Source organism: Caballeronia sp. RCC_10 (assembly GCF_041360715.1).
In the GTDB taxonomy this organism is placed as follows: Bacteria; Pseudomonadota; Gammaproteobacteria; order Burkholderiales; family Burkholderiaceae; genus Caballeronia; species Caballeronia grimmiae.
This window is the reverse complement of the sequence record NZ_JBFUPT010000009.1, coordinates 121,773-139,150: the sequence shown is the minus strand read 5'-3', so window position 1 is coordinate 139,150 and position 17,378 is coordinate 121,773. Positions and strand designations below refer to the sequence as shown.

Sequence of the window (17,378 nt, the reverse complement as noted above, 5' to 3'; positions counted from 1 at the left end):
TGCTCCTCCGATCCGCTGTGGTTATAAAAAATCGACAGTTAGTTGCCTCACAAGGAGAAACGCTTTTGTTGAATCCTATTCCATTTTCAACTACAGTTTCGACCACGCGTTGACGAATTTTTTCATCGAGACATCACGCGCTCGCACGCTCGACGACGGGCGCTTCACAGGAGACATCGCAAGCATGGCGCAGGACACAACCTTCTCCGCATCGCGCGATGCGGGCTTGAGCGGCGCAACGCGCGTCTACTTCATCGTCGGCGATCCGATCGCGCAGGTGCGCTCGCCTTCCGGCGTGACAGCGGCGTTGCGCGCCGCCGGACGCGACGCCATCGTGATTCCGGCGCACGTCGCGCCCGCCGACCTCGACGCGTTCTTCGCGGGCGTCACGCGGATGCAAAACGTGGATGGCGTCATCATCACGGTGCCGCACAAGTTCAACGCGACGAAGTATTGCGGCACCCTCGCGAGCGAATCCGCCTTTCTCGGCGCGACGAACATGCTCCGGCGCAACGCCGACGGCAATTGGCACGGCGGCATGTCGGACGGCGTCGCGATGGTCGCGGCGCTCGGGGATGCGGGCTGCGAGCCGCAGGGCAAGCGCGCGCTGCTGATCGGCGCGGGCGGAGCGGGCTCGGCGATCGGTCATGCGCTCGTCGAGGCGGGCGTGGCGTCGCTCGCCATCCGCGATTTCGATGCCGCGCGCACCGACGCCCTCGCCTCGCGGCTCGCATCGCTCGGGCGCGGTGCGGTCGGCATCGCCGATGACGCGGGCGCGGAGACCTACGACATCGTCGTGAATGCGTCGCCGGCGGGGATGCGGCCCGGCGATCCGCTCCCGATCGACGTCTCCCGCCTTGCGCCGACGACCTTCGTCGGCGATGTCGTGACCAAGCCGCCGCTCACGCCGTTCATCGAAGCGGCCCGCGCGCGCGGCTGTCCGACCGTCACCGGCACGCAGATGTTCGGCCGCGTCTGCGATGCGATCGTCGACTATCTGATAAAGGTGTGATCCCTCGCAACGCGCGTTGGGAATAGGACCCAGTCTGGTTTAAACGGCCGGCGCGTTCCTGCACCATAGCGTCGCGCCATCGTCCTTCCCGACGGCGCATGCGTGACGACGATCGGTTCCGCGCAGCCGGGTTATCCGCGACTGGCGCCGTCGCACGAATGCTGATTTTGAACCGCTGAACGGCAACGGCCATGCCGCCGTTTCAGTACGGATCGCTTGCTTCATCGCGATGGCGCGGCGGCGTATCGGGGCATCGGCATAATCGGGCCGAACCGAAACGCACTGCTTCAAACAGACGATTGAGCGGGTCATCAGCGTTTGCCATACTGACCGAGGTCCAGTTGTCTCCTCACGCGTCCGTTCCCCGACAGGGACAGTCTCGCAACGGACGCGCTCTCGCCGCCTACCACCTCAGGCGGCTTTTTTTTGGCGCAAAGAAAAAGCCGCCGTATGAAACGGCGGCTTCGTCCTGCAAGGTCACATCACGCGCTTATTGCGCTTCGTACCAGTTGTACTGAGCGATGGAACCGATGGGCGGCGTGCCGACCTGCAGCGTGATCTCACGCAGCGAACCGAGCTGGATGTTGCGCGGATCGCCCATGTAGCGCCGGATATCGCCGTTGTCGCGGATGTAGACGACCACGTCTCCGGTCAGGCCCGCGACGTTCGTCGTCGTGAGCGGCTCACCCCAGATGTCGAAGAACTGACCCAGCGTGAAGCGCTTGTTGTTGGGCGTCTCGACGTGAATGATGCCGGTGTTGTCGTGCGTGTGCAACTCGTAGTTGCACGAGCCGGGAAGCCCGATGTTCGCCGGCAGCGCACGCGTTTGCCCGTTATAGACGATCGAGAGATGCGAATGCACGTGGTACGTTTCGGCCATCCCCGATGCGCAGACCACGCCATCCACCGGCGAGCCCGTTCCGCCGGTCGACGTCGCGCCGTTCGGCCAGTACAGGGTGCCCACCGTGCCGCCGTAGGTCAGCGTGATCGGCGTCGTGGCGAGCGGCGGCGGATCGGTCCACGTATAGGTCGGAATCTGCGTGAGCGGCGTGCCGACTTCCAGCGTCACTTCGCCGTTGCGCGGCAGCACGAGGCTCGCAAGATCGCCCGTGTACTTCGTGAGCGCGCCGCCCGTGTTCACCCATGCGGTGACCGGTCCGGTCACGCCTGCGACGTTGGTCGCCGACAGCGTCTCACCCCAGACCGCGAAGAACTGGCCGAGCGTGTATTGCGTGTTGGTCGTCGCATCGATGCGGATCTTGCCGCTGGCGTCGTCGGTGTGGACCGGATAGACGCAGCCGCGCTGCAGAGTGAGGCTCGAGCCCAACGTGCCGATGTTCGCGGGCAGCGCGAGCTGCTTGCCGTTCTGATAGATGGAAAGATGCGAATAGGTGTACGACGCGCCTGCCGGTGCGCAGCTCAGCCCGCCGACAGCCTGGCCCGCGCCGCCGGTCGCCGTCGAGCCATCGGGCCATTGCGCGGCGCCGATCGTGCTGCCGTCGACCACGGCTGTCGCTGCGGCGAGCGTCGGCGTGGTCGTCGTCGGCGTGCTGGCGCCGGAGGGCGCACTCGCGCCGGAGGGCGAAGACGCGCTCGACGAATCACCTCCGCCGCCGCAACCGGCCAGTACGACGAGCGCTGCCGCCGAAGCAATTGCGCTCATCCAATAAGCATGCTTTCCTTCTTTCATGTCTCAACTCCGCTTTTCGTTAATCAAACTCTTGTGGCGAGGTACGCTTTAAACGCACAACGCATTCGACGGCATGCGCATGCATGCCTTGTCCGCGTGAATCGAGCACACTCGCAAAACCATTGAAACGGCATAAGACAGACGAAACGATTCGTTTCGCTCCGGGCGCGGGTCTCATGCACGCAAGTTTTGCCGTGTAAGGCCTGGACATTCGGTCGATTTAGCCGAACCTGTGCCGAAGGCCACGGAATAACGCCCTGACGGGCGCGGGTTAATCAATCACGAATACGGTGATTAATAGAAACGCATTTCGGCGAGCGAATTCGCCGGTGAGACGAAGCGTAACGTTCTAGCTGCGCCGTCGCAAGTAGAAATGTCCCCATATTCCAATGCGGGCGGATTTTAGCGCGGATTAATCGTTCATATGTTCATACTGGTCGATGGCGGAAGACAAAATAAAGTATTAATCCGCAACCCGTCCGAAAACGCCAATTGACAGCGCTGATAGCCGCATGAAAGCATCGCCGGCGCAGTCTCCTCATACCGACCGGAGCACTCCCCATGATCTTCCACGCATCCATTCCTGCCCGTGACCCGAAACACGTCGCTCATGTGCTCGCCGAACTGTGGGACGGCTTCGCCGCGCCTTTCTCGCCGTTTCCCGATGCCTGGATGGCCGTGGCCGGCGACGATCGCGGCAGCATCATCGAGGTCTATCCGGGCGATCGCGTCATCACGCCGGGCGGCGGACACGAGACGAGCGTGAGTTACGGCGCGGGGTCGATAGACCGCCCTCAATACAGCGCATTCCACATGGCAATCGCCACGAAGCTCAGCGCCGGGCAGGTATTGGCGCTTGGCGAGCGCGAAGGATGGCGCGCCGTGCAATGCACGCGCGGCAACGATTTTTTCGATGTGATCGAGCTTTGGATCGAGAACTCGACCATGCTCGAATTCCTCACGCCCGAGATGCAGGCCCAGTACCTGGCGTTCGCTACGCCAGAGAATTTCCGGGCGATGGCAGCCGCGGCGACTGCCTGAGTCCGGTGCGGAGCCTAGCCGCGTCGCACGACGTCGCCGCCCGTCACGCGGATGGCCGGGAAGCGGTCCGTCGGCTTCGCGATTTCATCCTGCGAAGCCACGATCTCGAGTTCGTAGCGGCCGGCATCGTAGGTTGTCTTGACGACGGCGTTCACTGCCGCCAGCGTATGTTCGAGCGCATTGCGCAGCGAATCGCCGAGCAGCGTGCGCGCGACGAACACCGCGCTCGTCAGATCACCGACGCCGACCGGCTGCCGCGCAAACGGATACAACGGGCGCTGTGCGAACCACGCCTCGCTTGCCGTGACGGCGAGCATGTTGAAGGTATCGGCGCGGCTGTTGCGATCGAGCAGATGCTTGACCAGTACGATGCGCGGCCCCCGCGCAATCACGTCGCGGCATGCATCGACCGCCTCTTCGACCGTTTCGATGGTCCGCCCGGCGAGTTTCTCGAGTTCGGTGTGGTTGGGCATCATCGCGTCGGCGACGGTGGGCATCGTCGTGACGAGGAAATCTTCGATGCCCGGCGCGACCGTGCAGCCGCCCGTCGTGCCCATCACCGGATCGCAAAAGTACAGTGCGCGCGGATTCACCGCCTTCACCATCTTCACGATCTCGACGACCGCGCGTCCTTGTTCGGTCGCCCCGAGATAGCCCGACAGCACCGCATTGCAGCGGCCGAGCACGCCAATCGCGCCGATGCCTTCGATCACGCTTTGCAGTTCATCGGCATCGACGACACCGCCGGTCCAGCGGCCATATTGCGTGTGATTCGAGAACTGGACCGTGTTGAGCGGCCACACGTTGACGCCGAGCCTGCGCATGGGAAACACCGCCGCGCTGTTGCCCGCATGCCCGAAGACGACGTGCGACTGGATACTCAGGACGTTATTCATATTGCGATTCCGGGGCGAGGCATGAGCGAGGATCGGCGGGCGTCCAGGCAGGCGACGCCTGAACGTGCTCCGTATTGTGCCGTGCCTCGACGCGCCGCGGCATGGTGTGGCGGTTATAAATTGCGGCAAGGCATGCCGGGTAGTCGCGCGCCTGCAACAGCATGCACGACTGCGACGGCATGATGCTTGCTCGAACCGTCGCCGATGCCATGCACTGGTCCGCTGCGGATATCTCGATCAGCACCGCAATAAAAAATCGAACGACTTCGGCACACGAATTCGAATGCGCGCCGGATAATGCAACGATTGCAAAGGCGCGCCGCCCGCGTCCCACGCACGGCCATCACACGAGGACCCCCGCACCACCCGCATACACGACATTAACGAACCCGAGTCAAATCAGGAGCTGACATGGAGACGCCGTCTAAGAATCGCACCGATTTGCAAAAGTCGACCCTCGCAATCGTCCTCGCCGGCGGGCGCGGCACGCGTCTCGGGCCGCTTACGGACAAGCGCGTAAAGCCCGCCGTCCACTTTGGCGGCAAATACCGCATCATCGATTTCGCGCTTTCCAACTGCCTCAACTCGGGCATCCGCCGCATCGCGGTCGTCACGCAGTACAAGGCGCATTCGCTGTTGCGCCATCTGCAGCGCGGCTGGGGTTTTCTGCGCGGCGAGTTCAACGAGTTCATCGATATCTGGCCGGCGCAGCAGCGCGTCGATTCGAGCTGGTATCGCGGCACCGCCGACGCCGTCTTCCAGAATCTCGACATCATCCGGTCGATCGCGCCGCAATTCATCATCGTGCTCGCGGGCGATCACGTCTACAAGATGGACTACACGCGCATGGTGCTGGACCACGTCGAGAGCGGCGCGGACTGCACGGTCGGCTGCATCGAAGTGCCGCGCATGGAGGCGACCGCTTTCGGCGTGATGCATGTCGATGAGAACCGCCGCGTCACCGACTTCCTCGAGAAGCCCGCCGATCCGCCCGCCATGCCCGGCAAGCCGGATATCGCGCTCGCGAGCATGGGCATCTATGTGTTTAGCGCGAAGTATCTGTATCACCTGCTCGAAGAGAACATCGCTGCGTCGAGCACGGATCACGATTTCGGCAAGGACATCCTGCCGCGCGTGGTGACGAGCGGCCGGGCGATCGCGCATCCGTTCAGCATGTCCTGCGTCACCTCGGACGCCGATCCGAACGCGCCGGCGTACTGGCGCGATGTCGGCACCGTCGATGCCTACTGGGCGGCCAATCTCGATCTCGCTTCAACGATTCCGCAACTCGATCTCTACGACCGCAATTGGCCGATCTGGACCAATCAGGAACAACTGCCGCCGGGCAAGTTCGTCCGCGATCTCAACGGCCAGCAAGGCGCGATCACCAATCTGCTCGTGTGCGGCGGCTGCGTGATATCGGGATCGCAGGTGTCGAAATCGGTGTTTTCGTCGGCGGTGCGCGTGCATTCGTTCTGCAACATCAACGAGGCCGTGTTGTTGCCGCAGGTGACCGTGGGGCCGAGTTGCCGGTTGCAGCGCGTGGTGGTCGACCGGGGATGCACGGTACCGGAAGGGCTCGTCATTGGCGAGGATCCGGACGACGACGCCGCGCGATTCTTCCGCACCGAGACGGGGATCACGCTCGTCACACGGGAGGCGCTCGATCGGCTTGCGCAGCGGTAGCCGGGCTTGGGCTTCGCCGGCGCTCGGGAGCGAAGCCAGATCACTACCGACAGAACCCATGTTGCCCGGACGCCGGAGTATGCGCTGAAGCGCCCGCTCCGGCGCGTTCGGCGAGTCGAAGTCGTATTGCCGCTTTCGGGCACGAAGCGGCTAGTTCGCCGCATGAGGGCTGTGGTAGCGCCTTCAAGTATCAACTGCGGCAGGCCGCTACTTCGTCGCACGGAGCCGCAGTGAGACTGCTGAAGCGCCGATCGCTACTTCACCGCATGAAGCCACAATAAGCCGCTACAACACCCAAGCGCGACCGACCGCTATTTCTCGCATGGCGCCGCAATAAGGCCGTGAAGCGCCAACCGCAGCCAACAGGAGGATCAATGACCGTATGCGTGCTGCACGTCGCAGCAGAAATGTTTCCGCTGTTGAAAACCGGCGGCCTCGCCGATGTCGCCGGCGCGCTGCCACCCGCGCAATCACAGTTAGGCATGGACGTGCGCGTCGTGCTGCCAGGCTTTCCCGCCGTACTCGCGGGCCTCGCCGATCTCACGCCCGTCGCCGATCTCGGCGGCGCGTTCGGCGCAGCCGGCGTACGCCTCGAACGCGGCGTGCTGAAGCCGCATGGGGTCGTCGTCTACGTCGTGCGCGCGGACGCCTTTTATGACCGCCCCGGCAATCCCTATCTCGATGCCGCGCATCGCCCGTACGCGGACAACGATCGCCGCTTCGCGCTGCTCGGATGGACCGCCGCGCGCATCGCCACCGGCGCCGATCCCGAATGGAAGCCGCATATCGTCCACGCGCACGACTGGCACGCGGGCCTCGCGCCGGCCTATCTGCGCGCGTTCGAGCGCGACGGCGCACCGCATGTCGCGAGCGTGATGACCGTGCATAACCTCGCCTATCAGGGCGTGTTCCCCGCGTCGGAATTCGGCGTGCTCCAGTTGCCCGGCGACTTCTACGCGGTCGACGGCCTCGAGTTCTACGGCCACGTTTCGTTCCTGAAGGCGGGGCTGTTCTACGCTGACCGCATCACCACGGTCAGCCCGACCTACGCCCGCGAAATCCAGACACAGGCGCACGGCGCGGGACTGCACGGTCTCCTGCAGACGCGCACCCACGATATCAGCGGCATCCTGAACGGCGTCGACTATACGATCTGGAGTCCGTCGATCGACGAGGCCATCGCCGCCCGCTATACCGCCGCTAAGCCCGCTGCCAAAAGCAAGTGCAAGACGGCGCTGCAGGAACGCGTCGGCCTCGCGCGCGACGACGACGCCCTGCTCTTCGGCGTCGTCAGCCGGCTGACCGAACAGAAGGGGCTCGACCTGCTGCTGTCGGCGGTGCCGGACATCGTGCAGCGCGGCGGACAGCTCGTCGTACTCGGCACCGGCGATCCGGCGCTCGAAACCGGCATGAAGAACGCAGCGGCGGCGCATCCCGGCGCGGTCGCGGTCGTGCTGGGTTTCGACGAAACGCTCTCGCATTCGATCATCGCGGCCAGCGACGTCGTCATGGTGCCCTCGCGCTTCGAGCCTTGCGGACTCACGCAGCTCTATGCGCTCGCCTACGGATCGCTGCCGCTGGTGCATCGCGTGGGCGGGCTCGCGGACACGGTCGCGGATTGCTCGCTGGAAAATCTCGCGGACGGGCTCGCGACCGGCTTCGTATTCGAGCATTTCGACCGTGCGGGCATCGTCGCCGCGATCCGCCGGGCTTTCGCGCTCAAGGGACGCCGCACCGAGTGGAAAGCGGTGGTCAAGCGCGCGATGATGCAGAACTTCGGCTGGGAATCGGCAGCGCTGCGCTACGCCGAGGTGTATCAGGGACTGCTCGCGCCGTGATGCGGGCGCGTCCCTTGCTCGCCAGCGAAACATTCACACGACAGGGACATTCATGCAAAAAGCTCTCGCAGGCCAGATCGCGCTCGTGACGGGCGCAAGTTCGGGTATCGGCGCGGGCGTCGCCAAGGCGCTCGCCGAAGCGGGCGCGCACGTCGCCATCAACTATCACTCGCACGCGGAGCCTGCCGAAAAACTCGCCGATGAGATCGCGTCGCTTGGCGGCGAAGCGCTGCCGGTCGCCGCCGATGTTTCCGACGAAGACGACGTCGACGCGATGTTCAAGGCCGTCGTCGAGCGATTCGGCACCGTCGATATCGTGATCGCGAACTCGGGCTTGCAGCAGGACGCGGCCTTTGCCGACATGACGCTCGCCGACTGGCGCAAGGTCATCGATACGAATCTCACCGGTCAATTTCTGACGGCGCAGCGCGCAGTGCGCGAGTTTCAGCGACGCGGACCGCGCCCGGTCTCGAAGGCGCTCGGCAAGATCATCTGCATGAGTTCCGTGCATGAAGTGATTCCGTGGGCGGGCCATGTGAACTACGCGGCGTCGAAAGGCGGCATTCAGATGCTGATGAAATCGCTCGCGCAGGAAGTCGCGCCGCAGCGCATTCGCGTGAACTCGATTGCGCCCGGCGCTATCCGCACGCCGATCAACCAGGACGCGTGGGCATCGAAGGAAGCGATGGACCGGCTGCTGACGCTCGTGCCATACGGACGCATCGGCGAAGTGGACGATATCGGGCGCGCGGCGGTGTGGCTGGCTTCCGACGAGAGCGATTACGTCGTCGGCACCACGCTTTTTGTCGATGGCGGGATGACGCTTTATCCCGGCTTTGCGGACAACGGCTGACATGCGGCCGATCGGGAACGGCGGTCTCATGCAAACAATCGAAGTCGATGTCGCCGTGATCGGCGCGGGCACGGCCGGCATGGCCGCGTTTCGCGCAGCGCGCGATGCGGGCGCGAAAGCCGTGTTGATCGAAGGCGGTGAACTCGGGACGACGTGCGCGCGGGTGGGCTGCATGCCGTCGAAACTTCTGCTCGCCGCCGCCAACGGCCTGCACGACGCACGCGCGCTCGAGCCGCGCGGCATCGACGGCGGCGACGCGCTTCGTGCCGATTCCGCTCGCGTGCTGGATTACGTGCGGCGCGAGCGGGATCACTTCGTGAGCGGCGTCATCGAGGAAACGCGGGACTTTCCGGAAGGAACGCTTTTGCGCGGTCAGGCGCGGTTCGAATCGCCGGGATGCCTGATCGTCGGCGCGGACACGCGCGTCGAAGCGAAGCGTATCGTCATTGCGACGGGCGCATCGCCCAGCATCCCCGACGAGTTGAAAGTGTTCGGCGACAAGCTCATCACGAGTGACGATCTCTTCGAATTGCGCGCGCTGCCGAAGCGCATCGCGGTGTTCGGCGCGGGGCCGCTCGCGCTCGAACTAGGGCAAGCCCTGTCGCGGCTGGCGGTCGAGGTCTTCATGTTCGGCAAGGGCGGCAGCGTCGCGGCGCTGTCGGACACGCCGGTGCGCGATGCGCTCACCGCCGCGCTCGAGAGCGAGTTCTACTTCGACCCCGACGCGAAAATCGACGAGATGTCGCTCGAAGACGGTCAGCCGACGTTGCGCTTCACCTCGCCCGATGGCGCGAAGCGCACCGAACGCTTCGACCTCGTGCTGGCCGCGACGGGCCGTGCGCCGAATCTGAAGCCGCTCGCGCTGGACAAAGCGGGCATCGAACTTAACGACAAGGGCGTGCCGCTGTTCGACGAATCTACGATGCAATGCGGCGAGAGCGCCATCTTCATCGCGGGCGATTGCGACGGCACGCGTCCGTGGCTCCACGACGCCGCCGACGAAGGCAAGCTCGCCGGTGACAACGCCGCGCGTTTTCCCGACGAGCAGGCGGTCAAGCGCAAGGTGCCGTTCTCGATCGTCTTTTGCGAGCCGCAGGCGGTGATGGTCGGCGCATCGTACGACAGTCTCGACAAGCAGATGACCGTGACCGGCGCGGCATCGTTCGAAACGCAGGGCCGAAGCCGCGTGATGCGGCAGAATCGCGGCCTGCTGCACGTCTATGCGGATGCGAAGACCGGCACGCTGCGCGGCGCGCAAGGCTGCGGTCCGGCGATGGAGCATCTGGGCCATCTCCTGGCGTGGGCGATTCAACTGGAACTGACGCTCGATGACGCGTTGAAGCTGCCGTTCTATCACCCGGTGGTGGAGGAAGGCTTGCGCACGGCGCTGAAGGACGCCGACAAGAAGTGCTACGAGGAACGCGCGGAAACGCCGCCAGGATTGCCGAGCGCGGCGGGTTGCTAAACCCTGCATTCGAAGAAAAAGGCCGGCTGCGAAGCCGGCCTTTGTCCTTGCGATGCAACCGCAGTCGATCAGCTTCCGCCCAATCCATATTGCAGTGCAAGGTCGAAGCCGAGCACGACCAGCGAGCAGAACAGACCCAGCGACAGATTCGCCAGCCGGTGGCCGACGTCCTTGTGCCGCGTCAGCACGGCGCCCGCCAAAAACGCGATTTCGACAATCACCTGCATGGCGAACACGGCGATCATCAACGCGAACTCATAGCCCATCGCGCTGAAGTTGGTGAAGTTGAAGCCATTCACCGCGACCCACGATCCCACTCGCCACGCTTCGTATGCCAATAAGAGCAACGGAAAGAAATAGCTGGCGACATAAGTCGGCACGGTGGCGTGCCGCAATTCCATGTTCAAGTGACGTGTGACTTGCATCGCGTACTCCTCATCTGATCGCCCGAAAGGCCGGGCTTTTCGCCTGCATCGGTGACACGCGTGAAGCCGTTTAGCGAGACGCTTAATTCAACGGCACACGCGCGTCGTGCTTTCAGAATAGGACATTTTTTGGGAAAGCGAATCATCGTATTCCCGATCAGTTCGACCACTAAGGCCGAGCGCGATGCATTGTGCAGTGCAGCTTAATAAAACAGCTATTTATGAACGGTTTATTCTGCACGCACGTGCGTGCGAACTATTGCTTCCCGTACAGCTTGATAATGCCTGAAAAATCGAGTCCGCCGAGTCCTTGCTGGCTCATTGACTGATATAACTGCTGCGCCAGCGCCCCCATGAAAACCGGCTGTTTTGCGCCGCGTGCCGCATCGACGGCAAGACCCAGGTCCTTCAGCATCAGGTCGGCGCCGAAGCCGCCGCTATACCCGCGCGATGCCGGCGCGGTTTCGACGATGCCCGGATACGGATTGCACGTGTCGGCGCTCCAGCATCGCCCCGTCGAGGTGTTAATGATGTTCGCCAACTTCGCCGGATCGATGCCGAGCGTTTCGCCGAGCTTCATCGCTTCGGCAACGCCGATCATGGAGACCGCGAGCAGCAGGTTGTTGCATATCTTCGCGATCTGCCCGGTCCCGATTTCGCCGCAGCGCACCATGTTTTTGCCCATGCCGGAGAGCACCGGACGCAGCGTTTCGAACAGCGCCTCGTCCGCGCCGACCATGAAGGTCAGCGTGCCCGCCTGCGCGCCGACGACACCGCCCGACACCGGCGCATCCGCGAACGGATTGCCGTGCGCGGCCGCCGCTTCGCCGATGAGCTTCGCCGTCGCGGGATCGATCGTGCTGCTGTCGACGAGCGGCACGCCCGCGCTCACGCCCGCCAGCACGCCGTCGTCGTTCAGATAGACCGCCTTCACGTGCTGCGCGGCGGGCAGCATCGTGATGACGGCTTCGGCGCCTTCCGCCGCCGCACGCGGCGACGCGGCGAGCGTTGCGCCCGCCGCTTTCGCGGCATCGAGCGCGGGCGCCGACAGATCGAAGGCGGTCACCGCATGACCCGCTTTCAGCAGATTCGCAGCCATCGGGCCGCCCATGTGACCGAGGCCAACAAAACCGATTTGCATTGCCATCCTCCTGTTTTTATCGCAGCGCGATTGTCGTGTTGACGCCATCGTTCACCGTGGCGTCGTCGAACCAGCGCGCCGTCACCGTCTTGGTCTGCGTGTAGAACTGCACGACCTGCTTGCCGTACGGGCCGAGATCGCCGAGCTTCGAGCCGCGTGAGCCGGTAAAGCTGAACGACGGCACCGGCACCGGAATCGGAATATTGATGCCGACCTGACCGATGTCGATCTCGCTCTGGAACTTGCGCGCCGCCGCGCCGCTTTGCGTGAAGAGGCCGACGCCGTTGCCCATCGGATTGCGATTGACGAGCGCGATGGCGTCGTCGAGCGTGGCCGCTTCGAGCACGCACAGCACCGGCCCGAAGATCTCCGTCTTGTAGATGCTCATCTCGGTCGTGACCCCGGAAAAGATCGTCGGGCCGATGAAGTTGCCGTTCTCATAGCCCGGCACCGTGATGCCGCGTCCGTCGAGCGCGAGTGTGGCGCCCTCTTCCACGCCCTTCTCGATGAGCCCGAGGATGCGCTCCTGCGCCGCCCGCGACACGACCGGTCCCAGGTCCGCACCCGGTTCCGCGCCCGCGTTCACCTTGAGGCCGCGCGCCCGCTCGACGAGTTCCGGCAGCCATTGGTTCGACGCGCCCACCAGCACGACAGCCGACGTCGCCATGCAGCGCTGGCCCGCCGCGCCGAAGCCCGCGCCCGCCAGTGCGTTGAGCGTCTGCTCCTTGTTGGCGTCGGGGAGCACGACGGCGTGATTCTTCGCGCCCATCATCGACTGGACGCGCTTGCCGTGCTGGCTGGCGAGGTTATAGACGTGCGTGCCGACGGCCGTCGAGCCGACGAACGATATCGCCTTGATGTCGGGATGCGTGCACAGCGCATCGACGACATCCTTTCCGCCGTGCACGACATTGAGCACGCCCGGCGGAATGCCCGCTTCCATCGCGAGTTCCACGAGTTCCATGGTCGAAAGCGGGTCTTGCTCGGACGGCTTCAGGACGAACGTGTTGCCGCACACGATCGCCATCGGGAACATCCAGAGCGGGATCATCGCGGGGAAGTTGAACGGCGTGATGCCCGCGCAGACGCCGATCGGCTGACGCAGCGTGTACGTATCGACGCCGCCCGCTACGTTCTCCGCGAACTCGCCCTGTTGCAGCGTGCTGATCGAGCATGCGTGCTCGACCACTTCGAGCCCACGGAAGATGTCGCCCTCGGCGTCCGCGAGCGTCTTGCCCTGCTCGGCGGTCAGCGTCTGTGCGATCCGCTTCATGTTCTGCCGGATCAGGTCCTGAAGGCGCAGCATGATCCGCATCCGCGTGCCGAGCGGCGTCGTGCGCCACGTCTGAAACGCCTTTTGCGCGGCGGCGACGGCCGCGTTCACTTCGTCGGCGGTCGCGAACGGCACGCGGCCGACGACTTCCTGCGTCGCCGGATTGACGATATCGCGCCACTTGCTCGTCTTCGAATCGACGAACTCGCCGTCGATCAGCAGCTTGGCGGTGCGCACGGACGCGCGCTGCGCCGGTTGTTCAGCAACGATGTTCACGGATGTCTCCTTGGTCGGATTATCGGAATGCTCGACCCTCTGAGTATAGTGAGGCAACCGTCCTTCACGGCACTAGAGCAACACCCGATCGATGCGGCGACGCCCGCCTTTCGGCCGTTGCGCTCCACTTGCCGCACGCCGGGGCCAAGCTCCATCGCCCGTTCACCCTTTTTGACGTTGTTATCGCGGTCAAGTGTTTTAATGCCGCTTTCCGACGATGCATCGCACATCGTCACAAGACGTCAACAACCAGCTCCGTATTATTTTAATTCGCTATCCCGAACAAACGCCGATGCATCGCGCGATTCGTTTCGAATCCTGCTTCGATCAACCTCGTCAACCGACTGCCGCCCGCTGATGTCGTTCGTCATCTGGTCCAGGCGGTCGATGTCCAGCCAGCGCGTTCGCTTCGTCGAAGCGCGCACCGCGCGCACCATCGCCGTCATCGCGCTGATTGCGCTTCTGGTCGCGGCCCTTGCGCTCGGCATCGTCATCGGCACGATGTTCGCCCGCACGCACCTCGGCGAAAAGCAGGCGCTCGCGGCGCGGCGTTCGTTCGAGATCGAGCAGCTTGGCCGCATCGACGCCGATCTCAGCTCGCTTGCTCCACGCGTCGCGGCGCTGTCGGCGCAAGTGGGCGAACTGCGCGACTTCGACAGCCGGCTGAAAGGCTCCCCCGGCAGCGGCGCGGCATCAGGCGTGCACGACGTTCCGCCGCTGCCCGACAGCGAGGAATCTGCGACGGCGCTCGACGGCTCCGGCGGCCCCGAACTGCCGCCGCGCCTGTGCAATGCGGATCGCGCGAGCGTCGGCACGCCGGCGCAGAGGCTCAAGCGCGCCGAAAAGATGGTCGGATGTCTCGACGACACCCTGTCGCAACTGCAAAGCCAGACGCTCGCGCACTACACGGCGTACATGGCGTTTCCGGGCCGCGATCCCGCACCCGGCTCTCGCTACGGCTCGCCTTATGGCAACCGCGTCGATCCGTTCACGGGCCACGTGAGCTTTCATCCGGGTCTCGACATGGTCGCGCCGACCGGCACGGCCATCTATGCGAGCGCTGGCGGCCGTGTGGTTCTGGCGGGCGAGCGCAACGGCTACGGTAACGCGATCGATATCCGTCATGCGAACGGCGTCGTCACACGCTACGGCCATGCATCGCGCTTACTGGTGAAGGAAGGCCAGTTCGTGATGCCCGGCGATGAGATCGCCGAAGTCGGATCGACGGGCCGCTCGACCGGGCCGCACCTGCACTTCGAGGTCATCGTCGGCGGCGCGCAACTCGATCCGAAGCCCTATCTCTCGCTCTTCAGGCACAAGCCCCATGCGCAAAGCTGATTCCAAACGCGCGTCGCTGAAGCTCACGCAGCATAGCTATTCGCTCACGCCGAAGCGCAACGCCGCCTACGTGCCCGGCATCATCGCCGCGATCTGCGCGGCCGGGGCGCTCGTGGCGGCGGGCTTTGCGCTCAAGAATTCACAGGACCAGTCGCGCAAGCTCGACGTGCTGTGCGCGCCGCCCGTCGCCGAACGGGAACTGCGCGAACAACTGACGCACGCGCAATTCGCGCTCGAACAGGAAGCCGCCACCCGCACCGCGCTCGAGCAGCGGGTGGCGCAAGGCACCGAGCAAATCGAACGACTGCAGACGGACCTCGCCTTCCTCAGGAAGCAACGCTGATTCATCCGGACGACACTGCCACGCCGCGCGGCGTGGCTGTTTGAAGCAACCAATATCGCATCGCAAGGACTCGCCATGTTTTCATCCAAGAAAGACCCCCACGGCGTCAAGCCGGCCAAGCTCTCCACGCTCATCGCACATAACGTGCATATCTCGGGCGACCTCGAATTCAGCGAAGGGCTGCGCATGGACGGTCAGGTGACCGGCAACGTCACGGGCCGCCCCGGCGACGAGTCGCTTCTCGTCATCAGCGATCAGGGCGCGATTCACGGCAACGTGAGCGCTTACGACGTCATCATCAACGGCCGCGTCGTCGGCGACGTGATGGTCGCGCATTTCGTCGAGCTGCAACCGAACGCGCACGTGCACGGCAATATCTACTATCAAAAGCTGCGCATGGATGTCGGCGCGACGGTCGAAGGCAAGCTGACCAAGATCGACTCGATGCAATCGGGCCCCGCCGCGCTGCCCGCTTCCGAAGTCGTGCCCGCGCTCGACTACTCGCCAAGCTGATCGGCGTGCCACGCAATCGGTATCCGCGCGGGACGCCAAGGCCCGTTATAGAAGCCAATCCGCTAAGATTCGAACGATGACGAAGCCGCACGCTTGCGCCCGCCGGGCATGAGGCGCACGGCTCATTACATCGAGATAACAAGGGCGCCCCATGCTGGTCAATTGCGCGGCTTATCAGAACGGCCGAAAACTGGCAGACGTCGATATCGACGACATCAACGCGTATCGTGACCTGCCCGACTCTTTCATCTGGGTCGCATTGAAGGAACCCGGGCCGGGCGAACTCGCGCATATGGCGCATCAGTTCGGCCTGCATGAACTGGCGGTCGAGGATGCGCAACACGGGCATCAACGGCCGAAGATCGAGGAATACGGCGATTCGCTCTTTGCCGTGTTTCACACCGTCGAATTCGATGAAGAAGGCGAACTGCTCGTCGGCGAAATCAATGTGTTCGTCGGACGGAACTACGTGATCTCGGTGCGCAATCGCACGACGCAAGGCTTCCAGGAAGTGCGCAAGCGCTGCGAGCGCGAGCCGCAATTGCTCAAGCACGGCCCGGCCTTCGTGATGTACGCGCTCCTGGATGCCGTCGTCGACCGCTATTTCCCGATTCTGGAAACGCTCGGCGCGGATCTCGACGAAGTGGAAGAGCGCATCTTCGAGCACAACGGTTCGGCGGCGTCGCGGGAGATCATCGAGGATCTTTATTCGCTCAAGCGCCGCATGACGCTCATGCAGCATCACACCGCGCCTTTGCTGGAAGCCGTCAGCAAGCTGTACGGCGGCCGGCCGCCCGGCGTATGCGCGGGCATGCAGGACTATTTCCGCGACGTGTACGACCACCTGCTGCGCATCGTGAAGACCATCGAAGGCCGCCGGGAAATGATCGTCACGGCAATTCAGGTGAATCTCGGTCTGATCGCGCTCGCGGAAAGCGAGGTGACCAAGCGCCTCGGCTCGTTCGCTGCGCTGTTCGCCGTCCCGACGATGATCGCCGGCATCTACGGCATGAACTTTCATCGCATACCGGAACTGGACTGGACGTACGGCTATCCGACGTGCATTGCGGTGATGCTGATTGTCGATGTCCTGCTTTATCTGCGCTTCAAGAGGGCAGGTTGGTTATAATGGCGCCTGCGATGCGAAGTCTGCATCGAACAACGATCATTCATAGGGCGTCGCGCGGGAACTTTTGCGCGGTGTCGTCTGTCTAATCGGACATGTTTGCTGAAAGCCCGGAGCCTTGCAATTCGGCTCGCAGGCCGCAGCTAGTAGCAACAGCGGACACATTCACTCCTGCAGTCATGCATCACACCGCACGTTGGCAGCCGTGCCGTCGCCTGACCCTCACGTCGAGCGATACCCGCGCCAATGTCGCCGTCCCGGTCATGCCGGCCAGCGTTCCCGGTCTTCCGGCGAGCGCAGTCGTTCCGGCCTATGCCGTCAAGCTCAAGACGAGCCTGAATCGAGACGTGGCGCGCTCGCCGTTCGAGCGTGCCGGACTACGCTTTACATCGCTTCTGACGCATGCAGCGACGATGCCTTCTGGCGCGGCCGTTCATGCCTCCATCCGCGAATCGGCGTTGT

At 63.9% G+C, this 17,378-nt stretch carries 15 protein-coding genes; 10 read left to right on the top strand and 5 right to left on the bottom strand.

From position 1 onward, the window contains the following. The first annotated feature begins 184 nt into the window (after positions 1–184). Positions 185–1,012: a shikimate dehydrogenase gene (locus AB6804_RS17695; RefSeq protein ID WP_370887537.1), complete on the top strand. Its 828-nt coding sequence runs from the start codon at positions 185–187 to the stop codon at positions 1,010–1,012. Between the two features lie 490 nt (positions 1,013–1,502). Here the strand turns inward: AB6804_RS17695 and AB6804_RS17690 are convergent, their stop codons facing one another. Continuing rightward, positions 1,503–2,675 carry a hypothetical protein gene (locus AB6804_RS17690; RefSeq protein WP_370887536.1) on the bottom strand — a complete coding sequence of 391 codons (1,173 nt, stop codon included), beginning with the start codon at positions 2,673–2,675 and terminating at the stop codon, positions 1,503–1,505. Between the two features lie 588 nt (positions 2,676–3,263). Here AB6804_RS17690 and AB6804_RS17685 point away from each other — a divergent pair. Next, on the top strand, positions 3,264–3,743 hold the full coding sequence (locus tag AB6804_RS17685; RefSeq protein WP_370887535.1) for a hypothetical protein: 480 nt from the start codon (positions 3,264–3,266) through the stop codon (positions 3,741–3,743). Positions 3,744–3,757: 14 nt separating this feature from the next. Here the strand turns inward: AB6804_RS17685 and pdxY are convergent, their stop codons facing one another. Then, a complete protein-coding gene (pdxY, locus tag AB6804_RS17680) occupies positions 3,758–4,639 on the bottom strand; it encodes a pyridoxal kinase PdxY (protein WP_370887534.1) in 882 nt (293 codons plus the stop codon). 411 nt (positions 4,640–5,050) lie between these two features. Here pdxY and glgC point away from each other — a divergent pair, with 411 nt between their 5' ends. From glgC to AB6804_RS17660, 4 genes are all read left to right on the top strand, one after another. Continuing rightward, the gene (glgC, locus tag AB6804_RS17675) at positions 5,051–6,325 is read left to right on the top strand and encodes a glucose-1-phosphate adenylyltransferase (protein ID WP_035963894.1); all 1,275 of its coding nucleotides are present in this window, start codon (positions 5,051–5,053) and stop codon (positions 6,323–6,325) included. A 374-nt stretch (positions 6,326–6,699) separates the two neighbouring features. Then, entirely contained in the window at positions 6,700–8,163 is a 1,464-nt protein-coding gene (gene glgA, locus AB6804_RS17670) for a glycogen synthase GlgA (protein ID WP_370887533.1), read from the top strand. Between the two features lie 52 nt (positions 8,164–8,215). Beyond that, positions 8,216–9,016, top strand: a complete 801-nt coding sequence (locus AB6804_RS17665) for an SDR family oxidoreductase (RefSeq protein WP_370887532.1) — start codon at positions 8,216–8,218, stop codon at positions 9,014–9,016. Positions 9,017–9,044: 28 nt separating this feature from the next. Further along, positions 9,045–10,481 (top strand): dihydrolipoyl dehydrogenase, encoded by a 1,437-nt coding sequence (locus tag AB6804_RS17660; protein WP_370887531.1) that lies wholly within the window; start codon positions 9,045–9,047, stop codon positions 10,479–10,481. A gap of 68 nt (positions 10,482–10,549) precedes the next feature. Here AB6804_RS17660 and AB6804_RS17655 read toward each other — a convergent pair whose 3' ends face one another. The 3 genes from AB6804_RS17655 to AB6804_RS17645 form a co-directional block, all read right to left on the bottom strand. Continuing rightward, the gene (locus AB6804_RS17655) at positions 10,550–10,906 is read right to left on the bottom strand and encodes a hypothetical protein (RefSeq protein ID WP_035969373.1); all 357 of its coding nucleotides are present in this window, start codon (positions 10,904–10,906) and stop codon (positions 10,550–10,552) included. A 256-nt stretch (positions 10,907–11,162) separates the two neighbouring features. Next, positions 11,163–12,047, bottom strand: a complete 885-nt coding sequence (gene mmsB, locus AB6804_RS17650; protein ID WP_370887530.1) for a 3-hydroxyisobutyrate dehydrogenase — start codon at positions 12,045–12,047, stop codon at positions 11,163–11,165. Positions 12,048–12,063: 16 nt separating this feature from the next. Next, entirely contained in the window at positions 12,064–13,596 is a 1,533-nt protein-coding gene (locus tag AB6804_RS17645; RefSeq protein ID WP_370887529.1) for a CoA-acylating methylmalonate-semialdehyde dehydrogenase, read from the bottom strand. A 387-nt stretch (positions 13,597–13,983) separates the two neighbouring features. On the opposite strand from AB6804_RS17645, the gene AB6804_RS17640 reads away from it, so the two are divergent. The 4 genes from AB6804_RS17640 to corA all read left to right on the top strand — a co-directional run bounded on the left by AB6804_RS17640 (position 13,984) and on the right by corA (position 16,919). Continuing rightward, the gene (locus AB6804_RS17640; protein ID WP_370887528.1) at positions 13,984–14,934 is read left to right on the top strand and encodes a M23 family metallopeptidase; all 951 of its coding nucleotides are present in this window, start codon (positions 13,984–13,986) and stop codon (positions 14,932–14,934) included. Beyond that, the gene (locus AB6804_RS17635; RefSeq protein WP_370887527.1) at positions 14,921–15,277 is read left to right on the top strand and encodes a hypothetical protein; all 357 of its coding nucleotides are present in this window, start codon (positions 14,921–14,923) and stop codon (positions 15,275–15,277) included. Before AB6804_RS17640 ends, AB6804_RS17635 begins: the two co-directional genes overlap by 14 nt. Before the next feature lie 75 nt (positions 15,278–15,352). Then, on the top strand, positions 15,353–15,790 hold the full coding sequence (locus tag AB6804_RS17630; protein WP_370887526.1) for a polymer-forming cytoskeletal protein: 438 nt from the start codon (positions 15,353–15,355) through the stop codon (positions 15,788–15,790). Positions 15,791–15,941: 151 nt separating this feature from the next. Beyond that, positions 15,942–16,919 carry a magnesium/cobalt transporter CorA gene (corA, locus tag AB6804_RS17625; RefSeq protein ID WP_035969366.1) on the top strand — a complete coding sequence of 326 codons (978 nt, stop codon included), beginning with the start codon at positions 15,942–15,944 and terminating at the stop codon, positions 16,917–16,919. The last annotated feature ends 459 nt before the right edge of the window (positions 16,920–17,378 follow it).

Excerpts from the sequence above, each read along its gene's own strand:
- AB6804_RS17695 (WP_370887537.1), top strand. The coding sequence starts at position 185 with ATGGCGCAGGACACAACCTTCTCCGCATCGCGCGATGCGGGCTTGAGC.
- AB6804_RS17690 (WP_370887536.1), bottom strand. The coding sequence starts at position 2,675 with ATGAGCGCAATTGCTTCGGCGGCAGCGCTCGTCGTACTGGCCGGTTGC.
- AB6804_RS17685 (WP_370887535.1), top strand. The coding sequence starts at position 3,264 with ATGATCTTCCACGCATCCATTCCTGCCCGTGACCCGAAACACGTCGCT.
- pdxY (WP_370887534.1), bottom strand. The coding sequence starts at position 4,639 with ATGAATAACGTCCTGAGTATCCAGTCGCACGTCGTCTTCGGGCATGCG.
- glgC (WP_035963894.1), top strand. The coding sequence starts at position 5,051 with ATGGAGACGCCGTCTAAGAATCGCACCGATTTGCAAAAGTCGACCCTC.
- glgA (WP_370887533.1), top strand. The coding sequence starts at position 6,700 with ATGACCGTATGCGTGCTGCACGTCGCAGCAGAAATGTTTCCGCTGTTG.
- AB6804_RS17665 (WP_370887532.1), top strand. The coding sequence starts at position 8,216 with ATGCAAAAAGCTCTCGCAGGCCAGATCGCGCTCGTGACGGGCGCAAGT.
- AB6804_RS17660 (WP_370887531.1), top strand. The coding sequence starts at position 9,045 with ATGCAAACAATCGAAGTCGATGTCGCCGTGATCGGCGCGGGCACGGCC.
- AB6804_RS17655 (WP_035969373.1), bottom strand. The coding sequence starts at position 10,906 with ATGCAAGTCACACGTCACTTGAACATGGAATTGCGGCACGCCACCGTG.
- mmsB (WP_370887530.1), bottom strand. The coding sequence starts at position 12,047 with ATGCAAATCGGTTTTGTTGGCCTCGGTCACATGGGCGGCCCGATGGCT.
- AB6804_RS17640 (WP_370887528.1), top strand. The coding sequence starts at position 13,984 with ATGTCCAGCCAGCGCGTTCGCTTCGTCGAAGCGCGCACCGCGCGCACC.
- AB6804_RS17635 (WP_370887527.1), top strand. The coding sequence starts at position 14,921 with ATGCGCAAAGCTGATTCCAAACGCGCGTCGCTGAAGCTCACGCAGCAT.
- AB6804_RS17630 (WP_370887526.1), top strand. The coding sequence starts at position 15,353 with ATGTTTTCATCCAAGAAAGACCCCCACGGCGTCAAGCCGGCCAAGCTC.
- corA (WP_035969366.1), top strand. The coding sequence starts at position 15,942 with ATGCTGGTCAATTGCGCGGCTTATCAGAACGGCCGAAAACTGGCAGAC.